The sequence below is a fragment of the [Borrelia] tanukii genome, from assembly GCF_030439725.2.
GTDB lineage: Bacteria > Spirochaetota > Spirochaetia > Borreliales > Borreliaceae > Borreliella > Borreliella tanukii.
Genome location: NZ_CP124034.1, coordinates 503,951 through 527,365 on the forward strand (window position 1 = coordinate 503,951; position 23,415 = coordinate 527,365).

The following is a 23,415-nucleotide window of genomic DNA, read 5'->3' on the forward strand; positions in this document are numbered from 1 at the left end:
TTAGGTTAAGTAGTTATGAAAAAAATAAAAGAAGCAGAACAGAGAAAGCTTAAGCGTAAAAAAAGAATAAAGAATAAAATAGGGCGTGGAGTAGCTAACAGACCGCGAATTACTATATTTAAATCTAATAAGTATTTTTATGCGCAAGTTATAGATGATAGTAAGGGGCATACTGTTGCAAGTATTTCTACTATTGAAAAAAGTCTTAATTTAAGCAAAAATATTGATGATGTGAAAAAACTTGGAGAAGTTCTTGCTAAAAGGCTTAAGGAAAAAAATATAAATAGTCTTATTTTTGACAGAAATGGTTATAAATATCACGGACTTATTGCAAGTTTTGCAACTTCTTTGAGAGAGTTTGGTATTAATATTTAAGGGAGTGTATTTATGGTAGATGTTCAGGCTCAGAGAAAGCAGATAGAAAAATTAATATCACTCAACAGAGTTACTAAGGTTGTTAAGGGAGGGAGAAGATTCTCTTTTGCTGCTTTCATGGTTGTTGGAGATGGAGAAGGACATGTTGGTTGGGGTTTTGGCAAAGCTAATGATGCTAGTGATGCAATAAAAAAAAGTTTAACAAGTGCTAGGAAAAATTTAAGATTTGTTCCTATTCGAAAAGGAACATTACCGCATGAGGTTATTGGTTGTTTTAAAAAAGCTAAAGTTTTAATCAAGCCAGCTACTCATGGTACTGGTGTTATTGCAGGAGGCCCTGTTCGTGCTGTAATGGAGGCTTTAGGGGTGCATGATATTTTGAGCAAATCTCTTGGCTCTAATAATTCTATGAATGTAGTAAAGGCAACTTTTAAGGCATTTGATTTAGTTTTGGATGCTGAAAAAGTAGCAGAGATGCGGGGAAAAACTTTTAAAACTTTATGGGGTTAATATATGATTAAAAGGAAATTAAGATTACAGCTAAAGAAAGCTAGGTTTAATGCTTCAAGGTCCAGATCTAAAAATAAATCTTTTATTAAAAGAATGGAAAAGAATAGGGAAATTATTTCTAAAAACAATATTAATGTGCAAGTTTCTCTTGTAAGAAGTCTTATTGGAAAATTAAATAAAAAGGTCAAAGTTTTAAAAGCATTGGGTTTAAATAAAATAGGCGATAAAAAGGTTCATTTTTTAAATGAACCTATTAAGGGCATGCTTAATGAGACTATTAATATGATTTTATTAAGCGAGGTAAGTAATGTATAACCTATTAAAGCCCAAGGGTGCTAGTAAGCGACGTAAAATTGTTGGCAGAGGTCCAGGCTCAGGACTTGGTAAAACTTCTGGGAGAGGTCAAAAGGGCCAAAAAGCAAGAAATACTTCACCAAGACTTGGATTTGAAGGTGGCCAAACTCCTCTTTATAGAAGATTGCCAAGGAAAGGTTTTTCTAATAGTGATTATAAATTGGAATATACAATTGTTAATCTGGGAGATATAGATAAAAAATTTAAGGATGGACAATTGGTCAACTATGATACTTTACTTGAAAATAAACTTATAAGAAAGAAAAATAAAAAAATAAAGATTTTGTCTAATGGCAATCTTACAAAAAAAGTTTCTTTAGAGGTTTCTAAAATTTCTAAATCGGCTGAAAACCTTGTAATGAAAATTGGTGGTACTATTAAATTAGTTTAAATTGGAATAAAAATGAAAGAGTTGTTTTTTAATTTATTTACTATTAAGGATTTGAGAAATAAGTTTTTGTTTACTTTATTTATTCTTTTTCTTTTTAGAGTTGGTTCGTACTTGCCGATACCAGGAATAGATTCTGTAGCGCTTAAAAGCTATTTCAAATCGCAATCAGATTTTTCAATTGCTAATTATTTTGATTTTTTTTCAGGTGGAGCTTTTAGTAATTTTTCTATATTTATGCTTAGTATAGGGCCCTACATTTCAGCATCCATTATTGTGCAGCTTCTTGTTTATTCTTTTCCTTCTTTGAAAAAGATGCAAGAGGGTGATGGTGGGAGACAAAAAACTAAAAAATATACAAAATATTTAACAATAGTTGCAGCTGTAGTTCAAGGATATGCAACAAGTCTTTATGCTAAGGGTATTCCGGGCGCTGTTACTATTCCCTTTTATAGATATATATTTATTGCTATTTTAACAGTTACTACAGGAACATTTATTCTTTTGTGGTTTGGAGAGCAAATTAATCAAAGAGGTGTGGGCAATGGAACATCTTTGATAATTTTTTCTGGCATAGTGGTTAGACTGCAAGCAGCGTTGTTTAACTTATTCCAAAGTATGCAGGATCCTTCTCAAAATGTTAATCCTGTTTTTGTGATACTTGTTATAAGTATATTTATTTTAGTTGTTATCTTGATTATATATGAATATAAAGCTCAAATGCGAATTGCTATTCATTATGCTAGGGCAAATTCTAATAGTACGGTTAGTTCCTATTTGCCAATCAAACTAAATCCATCGGGTGTTTTGCCCGTTATTTTTGCCTCTGTTTTAATTACTTTGCCCTTACAAATTTTAAGTGGTTTTGCAGAAACTTCTTCTATAGCCAGGCAAGTTTTATCTTATTTAAGGCCTAACGGGTTTTATTATACTTTTTTGAATGTAATTTTGATAATCGGATTTACGTATTTTTATTCTAAAATTCAGTTAAGTCCTAAAGATATAAGTAATAATATTCGTAAGAATGGGGGCGCTATTCCTGGAATAAAGTCTGATGAGATGGAAAAATATTTAGATGAAATTATGAATAAAACTTTATTTTCGGGATCTATTTTTTTGTCAATTATTGCAATTATTCCATTTTTAGTGCAAAATATTTTTAGATTTCCGCATGATGTTTCTAGGATAATGGGAGGGTCTTCTTTACTTATTATGGTAGGAGTTGCGCTTGATACGTTAATTCATATTGATGCTTATTTGAAAACTCAGGGATTTTCTCATAGAAATAAAAAGAATTATGCATTTTTGCAAAAAATTTAGGAGTGTTTGACTATGAAGGTTAGGGCAAGTGTAAAGCCAATTTGTGAAAAATGTAAAGTCATAAAAAGAAAAGGTGTATTAAGGATTATTTGTGATAATTTAAAGCACAAACAAAGACAAAAGTAAAAATTAAAGGAAATAAGATGGCTAGAATATCAGGAATAGATTTACCAAGTAATAAACAATTAAAAATAGCGCTTACTTCTATTTATGGTATAGGTAGAACAAGGGCTTTGGAAGTTTGTAATAGGTCAAGTATTTCTCCAAGTAAAATTGCTAAAGATTTGGATAATGATGAGGTTAATCGACTTAGGAAGGTAATTGAGAGTGATTATGTTGTAGAAGGAAAACTTAGAAGTGAGGTTGCTATGTCTATTAAAAGACTTATGGATATAGCATGTTATAGGGGTGTTAGACATAGAAAAGGATTGCCTTTGAGAGGACAGAGAACTAAAACGAATGCAAGAACTAGAAAAGGAAAAAGAAAGACTGTAGCTAATAAGAAAATAGCTAGCAAATAAAATAGTTTTTAAGATTTGGAGGGCAAGTTGAGCGCAAAATTATCAACTAATAGCAAAAAAAAAATTAAAAGAAATATCGGAGAGGGAAACGTTTATATACAAGCTACTTTTAATAATACCATAGTTACTGTATCTGACATAAAGGGGAATGCTTTGGCTTGGGCAAGTGCTGGTGGGATGGGTTTTAAAGGAGCTAAAAAATCGACTCCATATGCTGCTCAAATAACAGCAGAATCTGCTTTAAATAAAGTGAGAGATTTTGGAATTAATTATGTTCATGTGTATATAAAAGGACCAGGTATTGGCAGAGAATCTGCAATAAGAGCTATTGGTTCGACTGGAATGACTGTAAAATCAATTTCAGATATTACCCCTATTCCTCATAATGGATGCAGACCGAAAAAAACCAGACGAGTTTAGCTAGAAGGAGTTATTGAATGCCTGTGGAAAAATTTTTGAAAGATTTCACTATACCTGAAAAAATTGAATTTTTGAAAAGCCAAGATGATGGATCTTATGGTAAATTTACGATATATCCTTTTGAAAGAGGTTTTGGGGTTACTATAGGCAATACTTTAAGGCGCGTGTTGCTCTCTTCTATTGAAGGGTATGCGATTACCGCTATGAGAGTTCAGTCTAATAATAAAGACTCTTCGTCAAAGGTTGTTTCAAGTGAATTCGATTTGATTCCTGGGGTTTCTGAAGATACTCTTGAGGTCATTGCTAATATTAAAAATATACATTTGAAACTTGGAGAAGGGGAGCAAAGAAAGACAATAAGCTTTAATGTTAGCGGCAAAGAAACCAATGTTTTGAAAGCTTCTCATTTTGAAAGAGATGGAATTGAGGTTTTTAATAAAGATTTAGTTATAGCTACTTTGTCACATGATGCGAATTTAGACCTTGAATTTCAAATTAATTATGGTAGGGGCTATGTGTCTTCTGAGCAAAATTCTAAGTATTTAGAAGAAGTCAATGTTATTGCTTTAGATTCTATATTTTCGCCTATAGAGAAAGTTTCATACTCTGTAGAAGATACTAGGGTTGGTCAAAGGTCAGATTATGACAAGCTTGTAATGGAAATTTGGACTACAGGTGTTATTTCTGCCAAAGATGCGATAAAAAAGGCCGCATCAATAGTAAGAGAGTTTTTGTTTCCCCTTGTAGATTTCGAAGATAATGTTAATACATCTTTTGAGAAATCAAAATCAGAAAGTTATAACTTACTTGATATGAGTATTGAGAAATTGGATTTGTCAGTTAGGTCTTTAAATTGTTTAGCAAAAGAAAATGTTAGAACTTTAGGAGAACTGATTAGTAAAAATGCAGAAGAGCTTTCTAAGGCGAGAAATTTTGGGAAAAAAAGTTTAGAAGAGATAATTGAAAAACTTGGTTCTTATAGCTTGTTTTTAGGAATGTCTAAAGAAGATGCTTTATCTGTATTGAGTAAGAATGTTAAAATATCTGAATAAAAGGAGAGCTTAGGTTGTTACATGAAAACAAAATTGGGTTTTAATAGGTTAGGTAGAAAATCTAGTCACAGGAGAGCACTTTTAAAAAATATGGTAATTTCTTTTTTAAAACATGAAAAAATTTCTTCTACCAAGGCAAAGTTGTTTGAAGTTAAAAGATTTTCTGAAAGATTAATTACAAAGGCAAAAGTTGATACTGTGCATAATAGGCGAGAATTATCAAAATTTATACATGATAAGTATATTTTGAATAAGCTGTTTACCAAAATTTCTCCTGTTTTTAGACAAAGAAGTGGTGGGTATACTAGGATGATTAAATTAGGGAAAAGATATGGAGATGCGGCTGAAATGGCTATTCTAGAATTAGTTGAAAAGCCTTTAAAAGTTGAATAATTGATAATTTTAGCACACTGTTTTAAAGATTAAAGTTTAAATTGCTTTTAAACAGCATAGGAGTTAAATGATATGATATATATTATTTTTTCTTCTATTTTTGCTGGCTTTATATTAGGATTTTTAGTAAGAGTTTTTTTAGGTAGATTGTCTTTATTAGATTTAGAAAAAAATCTGACAAAAGTAAGGGTAGAATCACAATTAGAGATAGAAAATGAAAGAAAGCAAATTATTGCTAATGCAAAATCTCAAATGCTTAAAGAAAAAAACCAGCAAGATAGGGATATAAGAGATCGAAAAAATGAGATTGTTAATCTGGAAAAAAGATTATTACAAAGAGAAGAAACCTTAGATAAGAGAATATCTGCTCTTGATAAACAGCAGTCTAGAGTTGATTTTAAAATTAAAGAATTTGAACAAAAAGAAAAACTAATAAGAGAAAAAGAGGCCGATCTTGTTAAAAAATTGGAGAGTATTTCTGGTCTTACAAGAGAAGATGCAAGAAAAATTGTAATTGAAAAGGTTGAGCATGAGTCTAAAAGAGATGCTCAAGTTATTATCAATAAAAGTGAACAGGAAGCTCAGTTATTAGCAGATAAAGTCGCAAAGGATATTTTAGTATCTACCATGCAGCGCATTGTTACAGAGGTAAGCTCGGAGTTTACAGTAGCTTCTGTTGAATTGCCTAATGACGAGATGAAGGGGAGGATTATAGGCAAAGAGGGGCGCAATATTAGGGCTCTTGAGACTTTAATAGGAGCCGATATCATTATTGATGATACTCCCGAAGCTGTTGTTATATCTTGTTTTGATCCAATAAGAAAAGAGCTTGCTAAGAGGACCTTAGAAAGACTTGTTACAGATGGTAGAATTCATCCTGCTAGGATTGAAGAAGTTGTCTATAATGTTACCAATGAAATAAATAGCATTATTCAAGAAGAAGGTGAGAAAGTAGTTTTTGATCTTAATATACATGGGCTTGATAAGAGACTTATTAGAGGACTGGGAAGGCTTTATTTTAGAAGTAGTTATGGTCAAAATGTTTTAAGCCATTCGAAAGAAACGGCTATAATAGGAGAAATTTTAGCTAAAGAGATGAAATTAGACCCCATTGTAGTAAAAAGAGCATGCCTTTTGCATGATATTGGCAAGGGGATGGAAAGTATTTCTGATAATAGCGAGGGACACGCTATTACTGGTGCTGAACTTGCTCAAAGTTGCGGAGAGAGCGAAATTGTTGTTAATGCTATTGCTGCGCATCATAATGAAGTGAAACCCGAGAGTCTTGAGGCTATTGTTGTTCAAATAGCAGATGCTATCTCTGCATCTCGCCCTGGAGCAAGGCGGGAAAGTTTAAATAACTATATAAATAGACTTAAAAGACTTGAGGACATTGCTTATAGTTTTGAAGGTGTTCAAAAATGTTATGCGATTCAAGCTGGTCGTGAAGTTAGAATTATTGTTGACAATGCCTTGGTTAATGATGAAAAATCAATTGTACTTGCAAGAGATATTGCTAAGAAGATAGAAACTGAAATGAGATATCCTGGGAAAATTAAAGTTACAATTATTCGAGAAACCAGAGTTATTGAATATGCAAGATAGCACTATTAAAACTTTGATAATTGGGGATATAATAGGCGAGAGTGGATTAAAAAAAGTTTTTTTTAATCTTAAAAATATTAAGAATAAATATAGAATAGATTTGGTAATTGCTAATGGAGAAAATTCGTCAAATGGTTTTGGAATAACTCCAAAAATAGCAAATAATCTTTTTAGATCGGGTGTTAATGTTATTACGACAGGTAATCATGTGTATTCTAATTGTAAAATAAATGACTACCTAAATAAGCAGATGTATATCTTAAGGCCAAATAATTTCTCAGATTTGTTAGATGGGCATGGCTATTGTTTTTTTACTATTAGAGATGAAAAGATTGCTGTGATTAATGTTCAGGGGGTTTTAAATATGAATTTTATTGTTAAAAATCCTTTTGATAATGCAAAGAAATTGGTTAATATGCTAAGTAATAAGGTTAAAACCATTTTTGTAGATTTTCATGCTGAGAGTAATTATGAAAAAGAAAGTTTTGGATATTTTTTAAATGGTTTTGTAACAGGTGTGGTTGGTACTCATACTCATGTTATGACTAAAGATGAAAGAATATTATCAAAAGGGACAGCTTATATTAGTGATGTTGGAATGACAGGGGGATTGAATTCTGTAATAGGATTTAATCCCGATATTTCTATTAAAAGTTTGCTTGAATACACCCCTTTAAGAGCTGAAGTTGTAGAAGATGACACAATTTTACAAGGAGTTATTATTACTTCTAATTTAAAGACAGGTCGTGCTTTAAAAATTGAAAGGATTCAAAAATAATTTATTAAATATACTTTGTAAAAGGTATCCAGAAAAAACACGAAAAGAATTAATGGTTTTGATTTTAACGGGCAATGTATATGTAAATTCTCATAAAGAAAAAAACCCTAAAATATTAATAAACAAAACAAGTAAAATAGATTTGGTTGATAATGTTTGTCAAATATTTGTATCAAGGGGAGGCTATAAGCTTTTAGAAGCTCTTAAATATTTTGAGATCGAAGTTAAAAATAAAATTTGTGTTGATGTTGGCTCTTCAACCGGTGGTTTTACTGATTGTCTGCTGCAGTATGGTGCCAATTTTGTTTATTCAATTGATGTGGGCATTAATCAACTTTCTTATAAATTGAGAATTGATCCAAGAGTTAAAGTTTTAGAGAGAACTAATATTTTTGATGTTACAGAATTTAAAATTGTGCCTAATTTTGCTGTTGTAGATGTTTCTTTTAGATCATCAATAAGTATATGTGTAAATTTAATAGATAAACTTTCTGATAATTTTATTATAGTTTTGATCAAGCCCCAGTTTGAGTTTAAAAGTTTAAATTTAGATATAGAAAATTTTAGTGGGGTTGTGAATGGGAAGTATTTGAAGATAATTTTGCAAAATGTAATTGAAAAGTTTTATAAAAATAAATTACAAGTTAAAAATATATTAAGGTTAAAAACCAAGGGTAAAAAAGGCAATCAAGAATTTATGTTTTTAGTTGCTAGATCAAGTGTTTTAAATATTGCGAGCTCTATGCAATTGCTTAGCAATATTGAATTTTAATATTTATCTAAAGTCTTTTTATTTAATATTCCTGAGAAATTTAAGTTTAATTCTTCAAGTATTATTGGATTATTTTCTATTGTTAAAATTATTCCAGTAATACCTTTAATTTCAAGACATGTTAAGGTTATTTGAGCGATTTGATTAATTATTCCCTCAATTCCGAAACTATTTTCATAAAATTCTTTAGATAAGTTTATTTTGGCAATTCCTTCGCTTAGGCTTAAGTTTAATAGCTTAGTTTTTATAGGAATTAAACTTAAAAAATTATTTTTTAGCTCGTATTCATTTGGCCCTTTAATTAAAGATTTTAATGTTTCTTCAAGAATATTTTTGTCGTAATATATAGCTCTTTTGACAGTTTGTCTTAAAAAATATCCCTCTGGGGTAACTTTTATAAAATAAAGTTTAATAAATTTTTTGTTTTTAAGGTTATTATTTCTTTGATTTTGCTTGAGTTCTTCTTCAAGTTTTTTTATTTCTGGTGGTTGGATTAAAAAATTTTCATTTTTGAGTATTTTTATATTTGTATTTTTCTTGGTGGTTTTTTTAGCTTCAATTAACTTATTATCTTGTGTTTGACTTGATTCAAATAAACCGTTATCGTTATTTTTTTCCTTAAAAATATGCATAATAAGCGAATTTTTGATTATTAATAGTGCGCTAATTATTGTTAAAATAATAGCAATTAAAATTAAAAGTATGTCTGATTTTGTTGAGCTTGAACTTTTTTTTCTTTTCAATATAAACACTCATGTGCAATTGGCATAAATACTAATATTTGATATTATAATGGAAATATCGGAATAAATAAAGAGGTGTTTTTTCTTTGCTTAGTTATAAAAAGGTTCTTATTGTTGGTAGACCAAATGTTGGGAAATCTGCTTTATTTAATCGAATTTTAGATACAAAAAGAAGTATTACTGAGAGTACTTACGGTGTTACTAGGGATTTAGTTGAAGAGGTTTGTAAGGTTGGATCTTTTAGTTTTAAATTAATTGATACTGGTGGGTTTACGATCCTAAAAGATGAGATTAGCAAAATTGTTGTGCAAAAGGTTTTAAGCTCTTTAGAAAAAGTTGATTTAATTTTATTGGTTTTAGATGTTAATGAAATTTTACTTGAAGATTATCAGATTATTGAAAAACTGAGAAAATATACTGATAAGGTAATTTTGGTTTTAAACAAAGTAGATACTAAAGATAAGGAATTTTTAGCTTATAAATTTCATAATTTAGGGTTCAAGCGCTATTTTCTAGTTAGTGCAGTTCATTGCCGAGGCATTGCTAAGCTTAGAGATTTTTTAAAAGTAGAAGTTGGCGAAGCTAATGTTGAGGATGAAGTTGATATTAAGGTTGGGATTATAGGCAAGCCCAATTCAGGCAAATCTACTCTTATTAATTATTTATCTGGAAATGAAATTTCAATTGTTTCAGATCAACCCGGTACTACTAGAGATTTTATTAAAACTAAGTTCACTAGAAATGGGAAAGTTTTTCAGATTATTGATACAGCTGGGATAAGGCGAAGGGCAAGGGTAAATGAAATTGTTGAATATTATTCTGTTAATAGGGCATTAAAAGTAATCGACATGGTGGATATTGTGTTTTTATTGATTGATGTTAAAGAAGAATTGACTTCTCAGGATAAAAAGATTGCCCATTATGTTGCTAAAAAAGGGAAAGGAATTATTATTGTATTTAGTAAATGGGATCTTGTGGAGGAATCTAAAGGTTATTTTGAAGCCTTAAAGAGTCGTGTGAAATTTTTTTTTCCTATTTTAAATTTTGCTCCTATATTTAGAATTTCTGTTCATAAAAAGATAGGCCTGAATTCTCTTTTTAAAGAAGCCTTTAAGTTAAAAGATCAGCTTGAGTTTAAAACCAGTACCCCAGATTTAAATAGAATGTTGAATTTGTGGATCAAAGATTATCATTTAAATATTTCTCATAAAATAAAATACATTACACAAGTTAGTTCTAATCCTGTTAAGTTTATTCTTTTTGCAAATAAAATAAAAAATTTTCCAAATTCTTACTATAATTATTTAGTAAATAATTTGCGTAAAATTGGGTATAAAAATATTCCAATTTTAGTAGAATTGAGGGAGAAAATAAGAGATTTAAAGTGAAATATATATTTTTGTTCTTAATAATTAAGAGTCTAAATCTGTTTGCGCTTGAGAGTTTTTTTTATGATTTTGATATAAGGACTAAGTATTCAAAATATTTTAATTCAAGCTATGTGCAAAAAAAAATAAGTCCAATAAAGCATTTTATTGCAGAAAATTATTACATTGAAGTTTCAAGTGCAGTTTCTTCTGAGTATGTTTACTATTCTTTTTTTAATAAAAAAAAGAATGTGGACTATATTTTCCCAGGGTCTTATGTAATTAAAGTGGGCAAAGACGGTATTGAACAGATAAAAATATTTTTTATAAACAGAGGTGATACGTTTATTAGGATAAAGTCTGCAAAATTTTATTCTAGTGCTGATTTTTATTTAGTAAATACTTTAATTTATAAAGACGTTAAATTGCCTTTTAAGATTGAAGATATTGCAGTAATTTCTCTTGGCAATATAATAAATTATATTGGTAAAGTTATTGATTTTAGGTATTTTATTCCTGAATATTTTGATATTTATCAAAATATTTCTAATATGGCAGTTAATTTAAGGAAAGCTCTTGCATCTTTTCCTATTGCTGAGGTTGTTGATGGTGCAATGGATGAATATGGCAAAATGGTACATATAGAAACTGGGTTGTTGCAAAAAGATCCTGTGGGATTTAATTGTTCAGGATTTGTTAAATGGGTAGCAGATTCGATTTATAAATCAATTACGGGACGACTTTTAAAAATTGATGATCTTAAGCTTAAGCATATTGGAGTTAGAGGCACTGTTTTTACTAAAAGTCAGGAATTTAATAAGGATCCTTTTTTTGGTCTTGATTGGATTCGTAATATTGCCTATAGAATAAATAATATTAATGTGAATTTAAATTTATCTAAAGTTAAGGAAAATGATGTCAATAATATTAAGTTTTTTGATTATATTGACAATCGTGGCTATAAAATTGAAAATTTAGAGTTTTTATTATATAGTTTGGCATTAGATGAGCCTGGGTATATTTATTTTGGATCTATTAGCACAGGTGTCGACAATTTATCAAATATGGTGCTTCATAAACATGTTGTTTTGTTTCTTCCATTTCTTGATGAAAATAGGATTTTTAGAGTTTCTGTTAATGAGGTTAATGCTGAGACTTCAATTCAGTCTCTTCAAAAAAGATATCCAAAATCTTATATTCATTTAGTTAGAGTTAAGGTTCCTGAAAATTTATCGATAGTGCCTATACCTATAAAGGCAATTAATCAATCATCATGATTAAAGCTGTAATATTTGATTTAGATGGCACCTTATATCCTGAGGTGGATAGAAATAAATTAATGTTTTTTGAATTTTTAACTAATTTCAAGTTTTTTTTAGCTTTTAAACAGATTAGAAAAAAAATACGAATTTTACAAAATAATCAATTTTTGCCTTCAAATAGAGATGAATTATTTTCCCTTCAGGTTAAAATGCTTTCTCAGTATTTAAATCTTGATGGGAATCGGTGTGCTTTTTTATTAAATAAAATATATTACAGTCAAAATTTTAGCGATAAGTTTAAAAAGCTCAAGCCATATCGTGGGGTTCAAGATTTAATTTATTGGCTTAAATTTAAGGGAATAAAATTGGGTGTAATGTCAGACTTTCCTATTTTGGATCGTGTCAAAAATTTATTGGGCATTCAAGACAGTTTTTGGGATATTCTTTATTCCTCAGAAGATACTGGATATTTAAAACCACATAAAGTACCTTTTTTAAAAGTTATTGAGGATTTGAATTTAAGTAGTAATAATATTTTGTATGTAGGGAATTCTTATGAGTATGACATTTTAGGTGCTAAAAATGTTTCAATGAAAGCAGCTTTTTTTTCAAAAAAGAGTATAAATTGCAAAGGGATGATTGATTTTATTTTTCATGATTATAAAGACTTAAGGGAATATATACGTTTGAATATATAGAATATGGGTAAAATATTTTATGATAGATTTTGCGACTATTTTAGTTAACCTTTTTGTGGTTTCAATAGTTTTGTTTGTCTATAGGCAATATGATAAGCGTTCTAGAGCTTTAGATAAAATTAAAAAGTTCATTGATCTTGCAAAGGTTAATCTTGAAGATTTTATTGAAGATAAAACAAAAGAAATTAATGATCTTGCTGTTGATATGGAAGCTTATCAAAGATCTAGTATAGAAATAATAAAAAAGATTGACGAAGTTCAGAAAAAGATTAAAAACAAAAGCAATGATTTTGCAGAGGTTGAAAAAAAGATAGCTTATCATGATTCTATGCTTAAGGATCTTGATGAAATGTCCTTTAAAGTTCAAGAGAACATACAAAGATTACAAGTTGATGGGAAAATAGTAGATAAACTTTCAAAAACTTTAAAAGGATTTAATACACAGATCGATTCTGTTGAATCAAATTTGAATTCAGTGTTAGAGAAATTTGACAAAACCAATAAAGAAAATCTTGAGTCTATTAAAATTGCTAGTTGGGAAAAGTTTGATCTTAATATTAAGGATCTTGTTTTTAAAATGGATAATTTGAATAAAGAGATTGCTCTTTATGAAAAAGATTTGGTAAATATTGAAGAGAGAAAAAAGGATATTTTAGTTAAGGGCAATGAGAAATTAGATTTAGAATTTAAAGATTTTCTTGAAAAAGTTGAATTTAATATTAGCAAATATAACAAAGAGATAGAAAGTTCTTTTAGTTTTTATGAAAACAAATATAAGTTAATAGAAGATTCTATAGAGCTTATTATGGAAAGTGTAAAGAATAAAATTAATGAGAAAGAGGATTTTATTCTAAATAGACTGAATGAGGAATTGCAAAATAAATTTAAGGATATCTTTACATACGTTGATGATCGTTCTAAGGACATTCAAGATAAACTTGAGGGTAAATTAATTTTGGTGGATGATGAAATTTCTTCCATGAGTTCTTCTTTCAAAGACAATGTTTACTCAAGGATCAATTCACTTGAAGAGTCAATACGAATAGAAATGGGAAAGTATGAGGAGCAAGTTGATAATGTTTTTGATAAATTTAGATCTCAACTTGAGTTGAATCTTAAAAATATTTATGAAGATTATGAAGATAAAATAAGTCAAGTTGATAAGAACATTAGAGAAAGGGTAGAGCTTAGTTTGCTAGATTTGAATTCTAAAATGGAAAGTGTTCAGGTAGGCGCTATTGACTTAATGAAGAAGCTTGAAGATGATTCTAATGGAATGTATCTTGAATTTAAAAATAAGTTTGGATCAGATATTGAGGTGTTTAGTGAAAGTTTTAAATATGATATTAGTCAACTTAAAATGCAATTAGAATCTCAACTTTTAGATGTTGATTCAAATATTCAAGACAAACTTATTAAGCTTAATGATAATTTGATTTTTAATTTTGAAGAAATTGATGGCAGGTTTAATAATAATTATTCAAATTTAAGTGATAATATAAATGCCAAGTACAAGACTCTTTTTGAATCTTTGGATTCTACCAGCTCTAAATTTGAGGATCAAATGGAATCTAAATATAAAGGCTTTAAAGATAAATTAACAGCAGAAATGGATGAATTTTCTTTAATTTATGGTGAAAAATTTGACACACTCTCTCAAGAAGCGGCTAATAATTATCAAGAATTTCAAGATTTAAATAAAAAATTAGAAGATGAAATTGGATCTTTTTGTAATTTTTTTGAAAAAAACCAAGAGATTTTAAAATCAGATTTTAATACTAGTTTAATTAACATTAAAGATGAAATTGGAAAAAATATATTAGAGTTTAAGGATCGTTATTACGATGAGGTAAATATTTTTGTTCGTCAGCTAGAAGAAAGTAAGCTTCAATATTCAAAGTGGCAAGATGAAATGGATTCTAATTTAAAAAATATTGAATCTCAAATAAATAAAACAAATGAAGAATTTCTAAGTTTAATTCAGACTCAAAAAGACAAAGGAATAGAGCTTAGTGAGAATGTTTTTAATGATCTTTCAGATCATATTCAAAAAAAAGCTATGGATATGCATGGCAGTTGGAAAGATGAGCTTATTGCTTTAAATAAATCGTTGCTTGATATTAAGATCTCTAGTGAAGAGCTACTTTCATCTGCTACTTTAAAAATAGAAAATCTGGAAAAAGATGTTAATGATAGAATGGAATATGTTTTGTTAAAAACAGGTGATATTGAGAGTTTAGTAATAGAAAAATATAAAGAATTAAAGGATATGTCATATTCACAAAGTGATGAGGCTATATTAGAAATTAAAGAATTTATTAATAGGCAAACAGAAATAATTAAAGATAAAAGTGTATTTATGCTTGAAGATTTGAACAAAAAATTTGATGATAAGAACGCTTTTGTTATCAGTAAAATTGAAGAATGTGATTATAAATTAAAAGATTTCAAGATTGAATCAGAAGATGTTTTAAATAATTTTAAATCTGATCTTAATGAATTTATTGAATCAAAACTACAGATTGTCTCTAATATAAAATCGGACAATCAGAAGCAAATTGATGATTTTTTAGATAGAATTTCTAAAGATATTTTAAATAGGAAAGATTCAATTAACAACGAAGTAGACAGCAAGCTTAGCGATTGGCAAGGCAAATTAAACGAAATAACCGTTAAAATTGAAAATTTATTGTCTTCGGGTAAAGTGGATCTGGATCTAATAGATTCTGAGGTGACTACAAAAATTAAAGAGCTTAAATTTTCCATAGAAAGTCTTGAGAGCTATTATCTTGAAAAAATAGATGAGTTTAGAAATCAAGGTGCTATATATTCTGATGAGCTTTTGCAGGATATAATGAACCATTTCAATAAAGAGACTAGAGATCTTGAGGAAAATTTGTCAAAAAAGTTTGCTGTAGTTTTAAATAATTCAGAGGAATTTGTTAAAGAGGTTGATAGTCTATTACAGGATAAAAGAACCGATATTGCTTCTTTTCAGGCTAATATAGACATTACTCTTGATTCTCTTAGTGTAAAGTTTAATGATATAAACAAAGAAATTAATGGAAAATATAATGAGGTTATATCTAATTATAGAGGGTATTCAGAAAATATTTCTAGTAAACTTGAAAATGAAATAATGCATGAGATTGAAAATCTAAATAGAAGATTAACAGATAGAATAGATAGTCTTAGCAAAGGTATGGATGAAAATCTTCAAAAACTTAAGGAATCTTTTGATGTATCAAAATATCAAGTTGAAAAATTTGAATTAAAAATTAAAGATCTAACAGATGATGGAGAGGCAAAAATTAGTGAGTTTGTCAAAGAGATTGAACAGTATTATAAATCTAGATTAGAGGAAGCAATTGATTATAGGAGAATGATTGATAGTGATATTATGCAAGCAAAAGAGAGATTTGGAGAGATAACAAATGATCTTAAGAATAATATTGAGAGTAAGTCTGAGTTTTTAAACGATCTTTATAAGGAAAGATTTAAACTTATTGAGAGCAATTTTGAAGAGAGATATTCTACGTTTTTAATTGAAAGTGAGGGAGCTATTTCAAAAATTAGAGATGAAATCTATAAAACACTTACAAATAATGATGAAAATTTGCAGATTAAGATTTCTGAAATGGATCATAATTTTGAGATAATAGAGCAAAGGTCAAAAGATATTCTAGAGTTTGAAAAGGAATTGCGAGATAAAATTAAGGATTGTTACAGTGTTATAAATTCTCAATTTGGAGAGATTAAGGCAAGCGTTGAAGAGGATATAAAAAATCATTTTGAGTTTTGTATAAAAAAGGCAAACACTTTAATTGATGATGACATTGTAAAGTATGAAAATGAAATTCATAAGAGAATTGATTCTTTACAATCTATTGAAAATACTTTTGATAGCATAGAGAAAAATTTGAATGATAAGGTGAATGTATGTATTGATAAAATAACTAATGATTTTAATCTTAAGTATATTGAACTTGAAGAAAGGTGCAATGAGGGGCAATTAAATTTGGAGAGTAAAATTGATAGCAAAATTAAAACCATTGATAATTTAGCTTTAAGTCAATATGATGGTCTTGAGAAAAAGTATGCTGATATGTACGATGAGTTTTTAGAGAGATCAAATTCCTATATTACAACTTTAAGTGAGGAATTTAAACATTCAAATAAAGATATGATTTTTGAACTTGAATCTCAACTAAAAAATCTTAAAAATCTAGAATCTAATTTAAATAATGTTGAAAAAGATATTATTAGATTAAAAGAAGAGTCTTATCACAATGTTTCGTCGCATCTTAAGTTATTAGAAGAAGATTTTTTTAAAGATTTGAAAATTAGAGGCGAAGAGCTTAAATATTCTTTGGAAAATTTTATTGCTTCATATAATGATAAAATTCAAAATTTAGAATACGATTTGTCTAAAAATTTGGAAAACAAAACAGAGCTTATTCAAAGTTTCCATTTAGATATTGAACAAAAAATGAAAAAAGATAAAGAAAATTTTTATTTGGATTTTACTAAAGAATTTTCTTCTAAAAAAAAAGATATGCAGAGCGAGATAGCTTTAATGGAAACCAATATTACTGGGAGAGTAGATGAATTTATTGATTTTGTAAATAATAAACAAAATATTATTGATTCTTGGTTTTTAAATATTAAAGATGATGTAAAAAATTGGCAAGAAAAATCTTATAGTGCAATAGAGGAGAGAATAAATCTTGCTGAACTTGGAATTAGATCGTTTGAGAATGATATTCTTAATGTTAAAATTGGCTTAGAATCTTTTAAAGATGGTTTTGAGATTAAGGCTGAAGAGATTTTTGGCAATTTGCAAAGCGAGGCTAAAAAAATCGAACAATCAGTTCATATTGATTTTAAAAATATTGGTGAGTCGTTAAATCTTAAAGTTTTAGATCTTGAAAAATTTGTTGATTTTAAAGTAGAAAAAATAGACGAAAGGGTTAATAAGAAAACCGAAGATATATTAATTCAAGCAGAAGTGAAATTTTTGACTCAACAAAAGAATCTTGAAGATAGGATTTTTGAGCTTAATCAAAAATTAGAGCAAGAGTTTACAATTTTGTCTGCTAATCTTGATAAAGTAAGGCGGGAAATGGTTGATGTAATTTCTAATGATAAAGAAAGCTTTGAAGGGCAAATTGAATTAATGCATAAAAATATTTCAGAATTTTCTGAAAAAATTAGTTTATACAGAAATAGTATTGAGACATCAATTGAGAATGAATATAATTCGTTTTCTAAATCTATAAAATCAGATTTTGGTTTATTTGAGGATGAGCTTAAAAAAAGTTTAAAACATTCAACTTTGGAAATTGAAACCGTAAAGAATGACTTACAAAAACAAATTGATAAATTTGAGGTTGAATTTAAGAAAAATCATAAAGAGTTATTGAAAGAAGTGGATACTAATATTTTAGAACTTGAATCTAAAATATCAAATTGTGATGTTAAGTTTAATAAATTTGTTAGTGATATTAAAGACAATTTGGTTGAATATAAAGCTGATTTGAGAGAAGAATTTGAAGAGAGTTATAATAAAATAAATTTTCAAATTGAAAATTTTAAAAAACTAGACGCTGAGCTTGAAAAAAATAATTCGATATTTTTGGAGGCTTATTCTCTTAAGGACAAGTTGGAAGAATTATGGAAAACTTTAAAAAATGAGATAGATCTTGCTCAGGAATATAAAAATAATTTTGAAAACGTTAACAAAGAGTTTTATAGTATTCAAAAAGAAACATTAGGTATCATAGAAACTTTTAATGAGTTAAAGTTAGAGCAGGAATCTATTAAGGCTATTAAGAATGATTTTAATAGATTTTTTGAATTTTACTCTTCATTTGACAGTAGATATAAGAGCTTAATCGAATCTTATGATGAAATGCAAATTTATAAAGCCAAAATAAAAGAGATAGCTGATGAGCAGAGAACTATTCTTGATAGTTATGAAAGAATTAGCAACAAAGAGAGTATATTAAAGAATACTATAGAGTCTGTTGATAAAAATTTTGATTTAATAAATGAAGTAGAGAAAAGATTTAATGCTTTAAGTAAAGAGAGCACTAAGTTTCAGAACAATCTCAAGGATATGGAAAATATTGTTTCAAATCTCTTATTAAACAAAGGATTGTCAGAAGAAGTTTTGATTAATGCTCAAAATTTAAAGGAAATGCTCTTAGATATTGAAAATAGGCTGCAAAACACTTTGACCATGAGAGAGAAGGTAGTGAAATCTGAAACAAGGCTAGAGAATTTAAATCTTGCAGCAGAAGAGAGAATCAAAACTCTTGGCATTCTTGTCAAAACAGATTCTAAATATCAAGATAATGTTGGTCTTAATAATGAAACTGTTAGAAATTCTGTAATAAAATTAATGAGGCAGGGATGGAGTGCTGAAGAAATTTCTAGAGCTACTAAATTATCTATTGGAGAAGTTGAGCTTATTTTAGAGCTTGGTATAAGCAACAAGGGTGATTAAGGGTTATATTTATGAAGGCAGATTTAAATTTAATAAAAACATTACATCCTCTTGAAATAAAAGTAATTTTAAATAATAAAAAAGAGGATAATATTTCTGCTTCAATTATTATTGAAAAATTGGGGTTTAATGAAGGTCAAGCAAATAAAACAATTGAATGGTTAAATTCTAAAAGAATTATTGAAGAAATTTATAGAAAATTGAATGTATTTTATAAAGCAACAGAAAGGGGTCTTGGTGCTTTAAGAACTGGATTTGTTGAGGAAAAAATAATAAATCTGGTATCTAAAAAAGCAGTGTTGGCTTCAAATTTAGCCTTAGAGCTTGATCTTGATGTTAAAGAGGTGAGAAAAGCGTTTGGTAATTTATTAAAAGAAGGCATTATTTCTCTTGATTCAAATAAACAGATTATTGTAAATTGTTTAGACGACATAGAGGCTAATTATCAAAAAATACGTGTTTTGTTAGAAAGAGCAAAAAGAGGTGATCTTCTCAGAGAAAGTTTGACAACTGAAGAGCTTTTATTAATATCAAATTTTTCTAAAAAAAAAGGAGCAGATTCTGTATTTTTTAAAATAATAGAAAAACTTGATTTGAAGTTTAGATTATCTAGTTTTGGGTTGGAAGTAAAAAATTTTTTAATGAAAAGTAAATTGACAGGAGATGAGCTTACTAAGCTTACTCCCGAAATTTTAAAGAATAAAACGTATGAGAATAAAAAATTTAGAGCTTATAATATTCATATTCCATCAGCTAAAACTTTTATTGGGCGCTTTAATTCTTATTTAGATTATATTTCTAAAATTAAAGACAAATTAGTAGGTCTTGGTTTTGAAGAGTTTGACGGTCCTTTAGTAGAAACAGAATTTTTCAACAACGATGCTCTTTTTATGCCCCAATTCCATCCTTCTCGAGACATTAAGGATGTTTATTATATTTCAGATCCTAGTATGCAAAAATCTTTACCCGAACCTTATTTTTCTAATGTAAAATTAGCTCATGAAACAGGATATGCAACAGGTTCAAGAGGTTGGAGGTATAGTTTTAGTGAAGATCTTTCTAAGAGATTAGTTTTAAGAACTCAGGGTACTGTTCTTTCTGCAAAGCAATTAATTAATGCCAAAAACCCAGGTAGATATTTTGGAGTTATTAGATGTTTTAGATATGATCAAGTAGATGCAACTCACGGAGTCGATTTTTATCAAACCGAAGGGATTGTTATTGAGGATAGCGCTAACATTAAAACTTTGCTGGGCCTTCTTGAAATTTTTGCCAAGGAGCTTGCGGGCGCTACAGAAGTTAAATATGTTCCCGCATATTTTCCCTTTACTGAGCCTTCGATTGAAATGCATGTAAAACATCCTGTTCTTGGTTGGTTTGAACTTGGAGGAAGTGGAATTTTTAGACCAGAAGTTACAAAGCCTTTGGGCATTGATCTTCCTGTTATTGCTTGGGGGATTGGAATAGATAGAATGGCTTTAATGCACTTAGGTTTAAATGATTTAAGAGATCTTTTTACTTATGATATTGGCGATGTTATTTTAAGACGAGGAAAGATGAGATGCCAAAGGTAGAAATTTACAAAAATCTTTTTTTAGATAAAATAGGAAAAAATTTTACAAATTTAGAAATTTCAGAATTACTTGAACCATTTAAAGCAGAATTTGATGGGTTTGATGAAAGTTCGGGAAAAATCAAAATAGAATTTAATGATACAAATAGACCAGATTTGTGGTCTTATACTGGACTTGCGCGTCAAATAAAAACGTATTTTTTTGGAGAAATGCCTTATTATGATTTTTTTTCAAAAAAAGGAGATTTTAAAAGGCATTATGGTGAAATTTTAGTTGATAATAAAATGTCTCAAATCAGGCCGTTTATTTTTGGATTTTTAGCAAAAGGATTAATTATTAATGACAGAATGCTTGAGACACTAATTCAATTTCAAGAAAAACTTTGTCAAAATTATGGACAAAAAAGAAGAAGAGTCGCAATGGGGATGTATAATTCTAATTTTATTGAATTTCCAATAAGTTATGTTGCTTCATCTCCTAATCACAAGTTTGTTCCCTTGGGAATGGATTTTGAACTTTCTCTTTTAGAAATAAATGAAAAGCATCCCAAAGGGTTAGAATATTCCCATATTATTAAAAATTTTGATAAGTATCCGTTATTATTAGATAATAATAACAATGTAGTCTCTTATCCCCCAATAATTAATTCTAACAATATTGGATCTTTAAGGGTTGGTGATACCGATTTATTTATTGAGGTTACGGGTATTGATTTTGAAGCAACTTTGTTAGCGTTATCTGTAGCAGCTTGTGATTTTTATGATATGGGTTTTGAAATTTTGCCCGTAAAAACTGTGTTTAGAGAGCCTTTTGATTTAGGTTTTGAAGAATTAGTATGCCCTTATTATTTTCAAGAAGAAGTAGAGTTTAATGTAAAAAATGTTAATAGACTGCTTGGAAGCAATTTAACATTAGAACGTATTTGCCTTAGTTTAAAGAAAATGGGAGTAAGTTCTTATTCTAAAGACTTAAAAAACTATGTTATTCCACCTTTTTATAGAAACGACTTTCTTCATGAGGTTGATGTAATTGAAGATGTAATGATAGGGGAAGGTCTTGCAAGTTTTCGTCCAGATCTTCCCAAATCCTTTACAGTGGGAAAGCTTAGTGCTTTGGAAGAGTTTTCAAGGGATGTTAGAAATTTGATGGTGGGTATGGGATTTCAAGAGATGATTTATAATTATATGGGCTCTAAGAAAGATTTTATTGATAGAATGAATATTAATGATCAAAATTTTCTAAAAGTATCTAATCCAATGACAGAGAATTATGAATATATTAGGGCATCAATAATTCCTAATTTATTAAAATCAGAAAGTATTAGTTCTAATTTTCCTTATCCACATAAAATTTTTGAAGTTGGTAAGGTGGCTTTAAAAAATTTGGATACTATTGAAGGAACAAGTACTTTTACCAATTTAGCTTTTTTAATGGCCGGTAAAGAAATTTCTTTTAATGAGATTAATTCAATTGTTGCAACACTTTTTTATTATTTAAATATTGAGATTAATTTAAGAGAATCAAAAACCACTTTTTATATTAGTGGCAGGGGGGCAGATATTTTGATTGAAGGCTTTAATGTAGGTAGTTTTGGTGAAATTTCACCTTATGTTTTAAATAATTTTGGCATTTTTATTCCATGTTCTGTTTTTGAGGTTAATATCAATAAACTTATGAGTCAATCTTAAGCATTGAATATTAATTTCAGCAATATTAAGATTTGTATTAAAGATTTTAAGAGAAACTTGAAATTTAGATATGTTAGAATTTGAAACCATTGATATAAATTTGATTAAAAAGGAAAATTCATCTCAAAAAGAGGTAGAATTTATTGAAGATGTAATAATTGTAGGATCTGGTCCTGCTGGATTAACAGCTGGGATTTATTCTGTTATGAGTAATTATAAAGTTGCTATTTTAGAAGGTCCTGAACCTGGGGGACAGCTTACTACAACCACAGAAGTTTATAATTATCCTGGCTTTAAAAATGGAATAAGTGGTAGAGAGTTGATGTTAAATATGAGGGAGCAAGCGGTAAATCTTGGAGCTAAAACTTTTCTCGAAACCGTTTTGTATATAAAAAGGGATAATAGTATTTTTTACCTTTATACAGAAAATTATGTTTATAAAAGTAAAGCTGTTATTATTGCTTCAGGATCAAAACCCCAAAAACTTGAAACTCTTAAAAATTCGGATTTATTTTGGAATAAGGGTATTTCTGTTTGTGCTATTTGTGATGGACATCTTTTCAAAGGGAAAAGGGTTGCGGTAATTGGTGGAGGCAATACTGCCCTTTCAGAATCAATTTATTTAAGCAAATTAGCGGATAAGGTTTATATTATTGTGAGAAAAGATTATCTTAAAGCTATTGCTATGTTAAGAGATAGTGTTGCGAAGTTGCCAAATGTTGAAATTTTGTATAATTCAGAAGCCATAGAAGTAGATGGCCAATCTTCTGTTTCTTCGGTTAAGATTTTTAATAAAAAAGATAATGTTGTTTATGAATTAGAAGCAAATGCTGTATTTATGGCTGTTGGCTATAAACCGAATACAGAATTTTTAAAGGGGTTTTTAGATTTAGATGAAGAAGGGTTTATTGTAACTAAGGATGTTGTTAAAACAAGCGTAGAGGGTGTTTTTTCATGTGGAGATGTTAGTAATAAACTTTATGCCCAAGCCATTACTGCTGCTGCTGAGGGGTTTATTGCTTCTGTTGAGTTAGGAAATTTTTTAAAATAGTTTTTATTAAAATGGTTTTTTGTTTTTTTTAAATGA

Annotated in this window: 21 protein-coding genes; 20 read left to right on the forward strand and 1 reads right to left on the reverse strand. The window is 28.6% G+C overall.

All coding sequences use genetic code 11. The features are described 5' to 3' along the window. Nucleotides 1-15 precede the first annotated feature (15 nt). From rplR to QIA27_RS03055, 13 genes are all read left to right on the forward strand, one after another. Complete coding sequence (rplR, locus tag QIA27_RS02995) at nucleotides 16-375, forward strand: 50S ribosomal protein L18 (protein WP_301353784.1); 360 nt, start codon at nucleotides 16-18, stop codon at nucleotides 373-375. Between the two features lie 12 nt (nucleotides 376-387). Next, nucleotides 388-885, forward strand: a complete 498-nt coding sequence (gene rpsE, locus QIA27_RS03000; protein ID WP_301353786.1) for a 30S ribosomal protein S5 — start codon at nucleotides 388-390, stop codon at nucleotides 883-885. A gap of 3 nt (nucleotides 886-888) precedes the next feature. Then, complete coding sequence (gene rpmD / locus QIA27_RS03005) at nucleotides 889-1,200, forward strand: 50S ribosomal protein L30 (RefSeq protein ID WP_301386408.1); 312 nt, start codon at nucleotides 889-891, stop codon at nucleotides 1,198-1,200. Further along, on the forward strand, nucleotides 1,193-1,630 hold the full coding sequence (gene rplO / locus QIA27_RS03010) for a 50S ribosomal protein L15 (RefSeq protein WP_301386409.1): 438 nt from the start codon (nucleotides 1,193-1,195) through the stop codon (nucleotides 1,628-1,630). The genes rpmD and rplO overlap by 8 nt, the downstream gene beginning before the upstream one ends. Nucleotides 1,631-1,642: 12 nt before the next feature. Then, nucleotides 1,643-2,947 carry a preprotein translocase subunit SecY gene (gene secY / locus QIA27_RS03015; RefSeq protein WP_301353791.1) on the forward strand — a complete coding sequence of 435 codons (1,305 nt, stop codon included), beginning with the start codon at nucleotides 1,643-1,645 and terminating at the stop codon, nucleotides 2,945-2,947. 12 nt (nucleotides 2,948-2,959) lie between these two features. Further along, nucleotides 2,960-3,073, forward strand: a complete 114-nt coding sequence (gene rpmJ / locus QIA27_RS03020) for a 50S ribosomal protein L36 (protein ID WP_004790059.1) — start codon at nucleotides 2,960-2,962, stop codon at nucleotides 3,071-3,073. A 17-nt stretch (nucleotides 3,074-3,090) separates the two neighbouring features. After that, complete coding sequence (gene rpsM / locus QIA27_RS03025) at nucleotides 3,091-3,468, forward strand: 30S ribosomal protein S13 (protein ID WP_301353792.1); 378 nt, start codon at nucleotides 3,091-3,093, stop codon at nucleotides 3,466-3,468. Nucleotides 3,469-3,495: 27 nt separating this feature from the next. Further along, nucleotides 3,496-3,888 carry a 30S ribosomal protein S11 gene (rpsK, locus tag QIA27_RS03030; RefSeq protein WP_006068548.1) on the forward strand — a complete coding sequence of 131 codons (393 nt, stop codon included), beginning with the start codon at nucleotides 3,496-3,498 and terminating at the stop codon, nucleotides 3,886-3,888. A gap of 17 nt (nucleotides 3,889-3,905) precedes the next feature. Next, complete coding sequence (locus QIA27_RS03035; RefSeq protein WP_301353793.1) at nucleotides 3,906-4,940, forward strand: DNA-directed RNA polymerase subunit alpha; 1,035 nt, start codon at nucleotides 3,906-3,908, stop codon at nucleotides 4,938-4,940. Nucleotides 4,941-4,961: 21 nt separating this feature from the next. Continuing rightward, entirely contained in the window at nucleotides 4,962-5,333 is a 372-nt protein-coding gene (gene rplQ / locus QIA27_RS03040; RefSeq protein WP_301353794.1) for a 50S ribosomal protein L17, read from the forward strand. Nucleotides 5,334-5,405: 72 nt separating this feature from the next. Further along, nucleotides 5,406-6,938 carry a ribonuclease Y gene (rny, locus tag QIA27_RS03045; protein ID WP_301403575.1) on the forward strand — a complete coding sequence of 511 codons (1,533 nt, stop codon included), beginning with the start codon at nucleotides 5,406-5,408 and terminating at the stop codon, nucleotides 6,936-6,938. After that, nucleotides 6,928-7,716 carry a TIGR00282 family metallophosphoesterase gene (locus tag QIA27_RS03050; protein ID WP_301353796.1) on the forward strand — a complete coding sequence of 263 codons (789 nt, stop codon included), beginning with the start codon at nucleotides 6,928-6,930 and terminating at the stop codon, nucleotides 7,714-7,716. Before rny ends, QIA27_RS03050 begins: the two co-directional genes overlap by 11 nt. After that, nucleotides 7,697-8,488: a TlyA family RNA methyltransferase gene (locus tag QIA27_RS03055; RefSeq protein ID WP_301353797.1), complete on the forward strand. Its 792-nt coding sequence runs from the start codon at nucleotides 7,697-7,699 to the stop codon at nucleotides 8,486-8,488. Before QIA27_RS03050 ends, QIA27_RS03055 begins: the two co-directional genes overlap by 20 nt. Here QIA27_RS03055 and QIA27_RS03060 read toward each other — a convergent pair. Then, on the reverse strand, nucleotides 8,485-9,231 hold the full coding sequence (locus tag QIA27_RS03060; protein ID WP_301353798.1) for a GerMN domain-containing protein: 747 nt from the start codon (nucleotides 9,229-9,231) through the stop codon (nucleotides 8,485-8,487). The genes QIA27_RS03055 and QIA27_RS03060 overlap by 4 nt on opposite strands. Nucleotides 9,232-9,317: 86 nt before the next feature. Here QIA27_RS03060 and der point away from each other — a divergent pair, with 86 nt between their 5' ends. The 7 genes from der to trxB all read left to right on the forward strand — a co-directional run bounded on the left by der (nucleotide 9,318) and on the right by trxB (nucleotide 23,379). Then, complete coding sequence (gene der / locus QIA27_RS03065) at nucleotides 9,318-10,619, forward strand: ribosome biogenesis GTPase Der (protein ID WP_301353799.1); 1,302 nt, start codon at nucleotides 9,318-9,320, stop codon at nucleotides 10,617-10,619. Continuing rightward, complete coding sequence (locus QIA27_RS03070) at nucleotides 10,616-11,875, forward strand: hypothetical protein (RefSeq protein ID WP_301403576.1); 1,260 nt, start codon at nucleotides 10,616-10,618, stop codon at nucleotides 11,873-11,875. The genes der and QIA27_RS03070 overlap by 4 nt, the downstream gene beginning before the upstream one ends. Beyond that, nucleotides 11,872-12,558: an HAD family hydrolase gene (locus tag QIA27_RS03075; RefSeq protein WP_301353801.1), complete on the forward strand. Its 687-nt coding sequence runs from the start codon at nucleotides 11,872-11,874 to the stop codon at nucleotides 12,556-12,558. The genes QIA27_RS03070 and QIA27_RS03075 overlap by 4 nt, the downstream gene beginning before the upstream one ends. Before the next feature lie 19 nt (nucleotides 12,559-12,577). Continuing rightward, entirely contained in the window at nucleotides 12,578-19,066 is a 6,489-nt protein-coding gene (locus tag QIA27_RS03080) for a SpiroCoCo family coiled-coil protein (RefSeq protein WP_301403577.1), read from the forward strand. Nucleotides 19,067-19,077: 11 nt separating this feature from the next. After that, the gene (gene pheS / locus QIA27_RS03085; RefSeq protein WP_301403578.1) at nucleotides 19,078-20,640 is read left to right on the forward strand and encodes a phenylalanine--tRNA ligase subunit alpha; all 1,563 of its coding nucleotides are present in this window, start codon (nucleotides 19,078-19,080) and stop codon (nucleotides 20,638-20,640) included. Then, the gene (pheT, locus tag QIA27_RS03090; protein ID WP_301403579.1) at nucleotides 20,628-22,328 is read left to right on the forward strand and encodes a phenylalanine--tRNA ligase subunit beta; all 1,701 of its coding nucleotides are present in this window, start codon (nucleotides 20,628-20,630) and stop codon (nucleotides 22,326-22,328) included. The genes pheS and pheT overlap by 13 nt, the downstream gene beginning before the upstream one ends. Nucleotides 22,329-22,398: 70 nt before the next feature. Next, the gene (gene trxB / locus QIA27_RS03095; RefSeq protein ID WP_301403580.1) at nucleotides 22,399-23,379 is read left to right on the forward strand and encodes a thioredoxin-disulfide reductase; all 981 of its coding nucleotides are present in this window, start codon (nucleotides 22,399-22,401) and stop codon (nucleotides 23,377-23,379) included. The last annotated feature ends 36 nt before the right edge of the window (nucleotides 23,380-23,415 follow it).

What these genes read in the sequence shown, in the direction of transcription:
- rplR (WP_301353784.1), top strand. Translation starts at nt 16, where the DNA reads ATGAAAAAAATAAAAGAAGCAGAACAGAGAAAGCTTAAGCGTAAAAAA.
- rpsE (WP_301353786.1), top strand. Translation starts at nt 388, where the DNA reads ATGGTAGATGTTCAGGCTCAGAGAAAGCAGATAGAAAAATTAATATCA.
- rpmD (WP_301386408.1), top strand. Translation starts at nt 889, where the DNA reads ATGATTAAAAGGAAATTAAGATTACAGCTAAAGAAAGCTAGGTTTAAT.
- rplO (WP_301386409.1), top strand. Translation starts at nt 1,193, where the DNA reads ATGTATAACCTATTAAAGCCCAAGGGTGCTAGTAAGCGACGTAAAATT.
- secY (WP_301353791.1), top strand. Translation starts at nt 1,643, where the DNA reads ATGAAAGAGTTGTTTTTTAATTTATTTACTATTAAGGATTTGAGAAAT.
- rpmJ (WP_004790059.1), top strand. Translation starts at nt 2,960, where the DNA reads ATGAAGGTTAGGGCAAGTGTAAAGCCAATTTGTGAAAAATGTAAAGTC.
- rpsM (WP_301353792.1), top strand. Translation starts at nt 3,091, where the DNA reads ATGGCTAGAATATCAGGAATAGATTTACCAAGTAATAAACAATTAAAA.
- QIA27_RS03035 (WP_301353793.1), top strand. Translation starts at nt 3,906, where the DNA reads ATGCCTGTGGAAAAATTTTTGAAAGATTTCACTATACCTGAAAAAATT.
- rplQ (WP_301353794.1), top strand. Translation starts at nt 4,962, where the DNA reads ATGAAAACAAAATTGGGTTTTAATAGGTTAGGTAGAAAATCTAGTCAC.
- rny (WP_301403575.1), top strand. Translation starts at nt 5,406, where the DNA reads ATGATATATATTATTTTTTCTTCTATTTTTGCTGGCTTTATATTAGGA.
- QIA27_RS03050 (WP_301353796.1), top strand. Translation starts at nt 6,928, where the DNA reads ATGCAAGATAGCACTATTAAAACTTTGATAATTGGGGATATAATAGGC.
- QIA27_RS03075 (WP_301353801.1), top strand. Translation starts at nt 11,872, where the DNA reads ATGATTAAAGCTGTAATATTTGATTTAGATGGCACCTTATATCCTGAG.
- QIA27_RS03080 (WP_301403577.1), top strand. Translation starts at nt 12,578, where the DNA reads ATGATAGATTTTGCGACTATTTTAGTTAACCTTTTTGTGGTTTCAATA.
- pheS (WP_301403578.1), top strand. Translation starts at nt 19,078, where the DNA reads ATGAAGGCAGATTTAAATTTAATAAAAACATTACATCCTCTTGAAATA.
- pheT (WP_301403579.1), top strand. Translation starts at nt 20,628, where the DNA reads ATGCCAAAGGTAGAAATTTACAAAAATCTTTTTTTAGATAAAATAGGA.
- trxB (WP_301403580.1), top strand. Translation starts at nt 22,399, where the DNA reads ATGTTAGAATTTGAAACCATTGATATAAATTTGATTAAAAAGGAAAAT.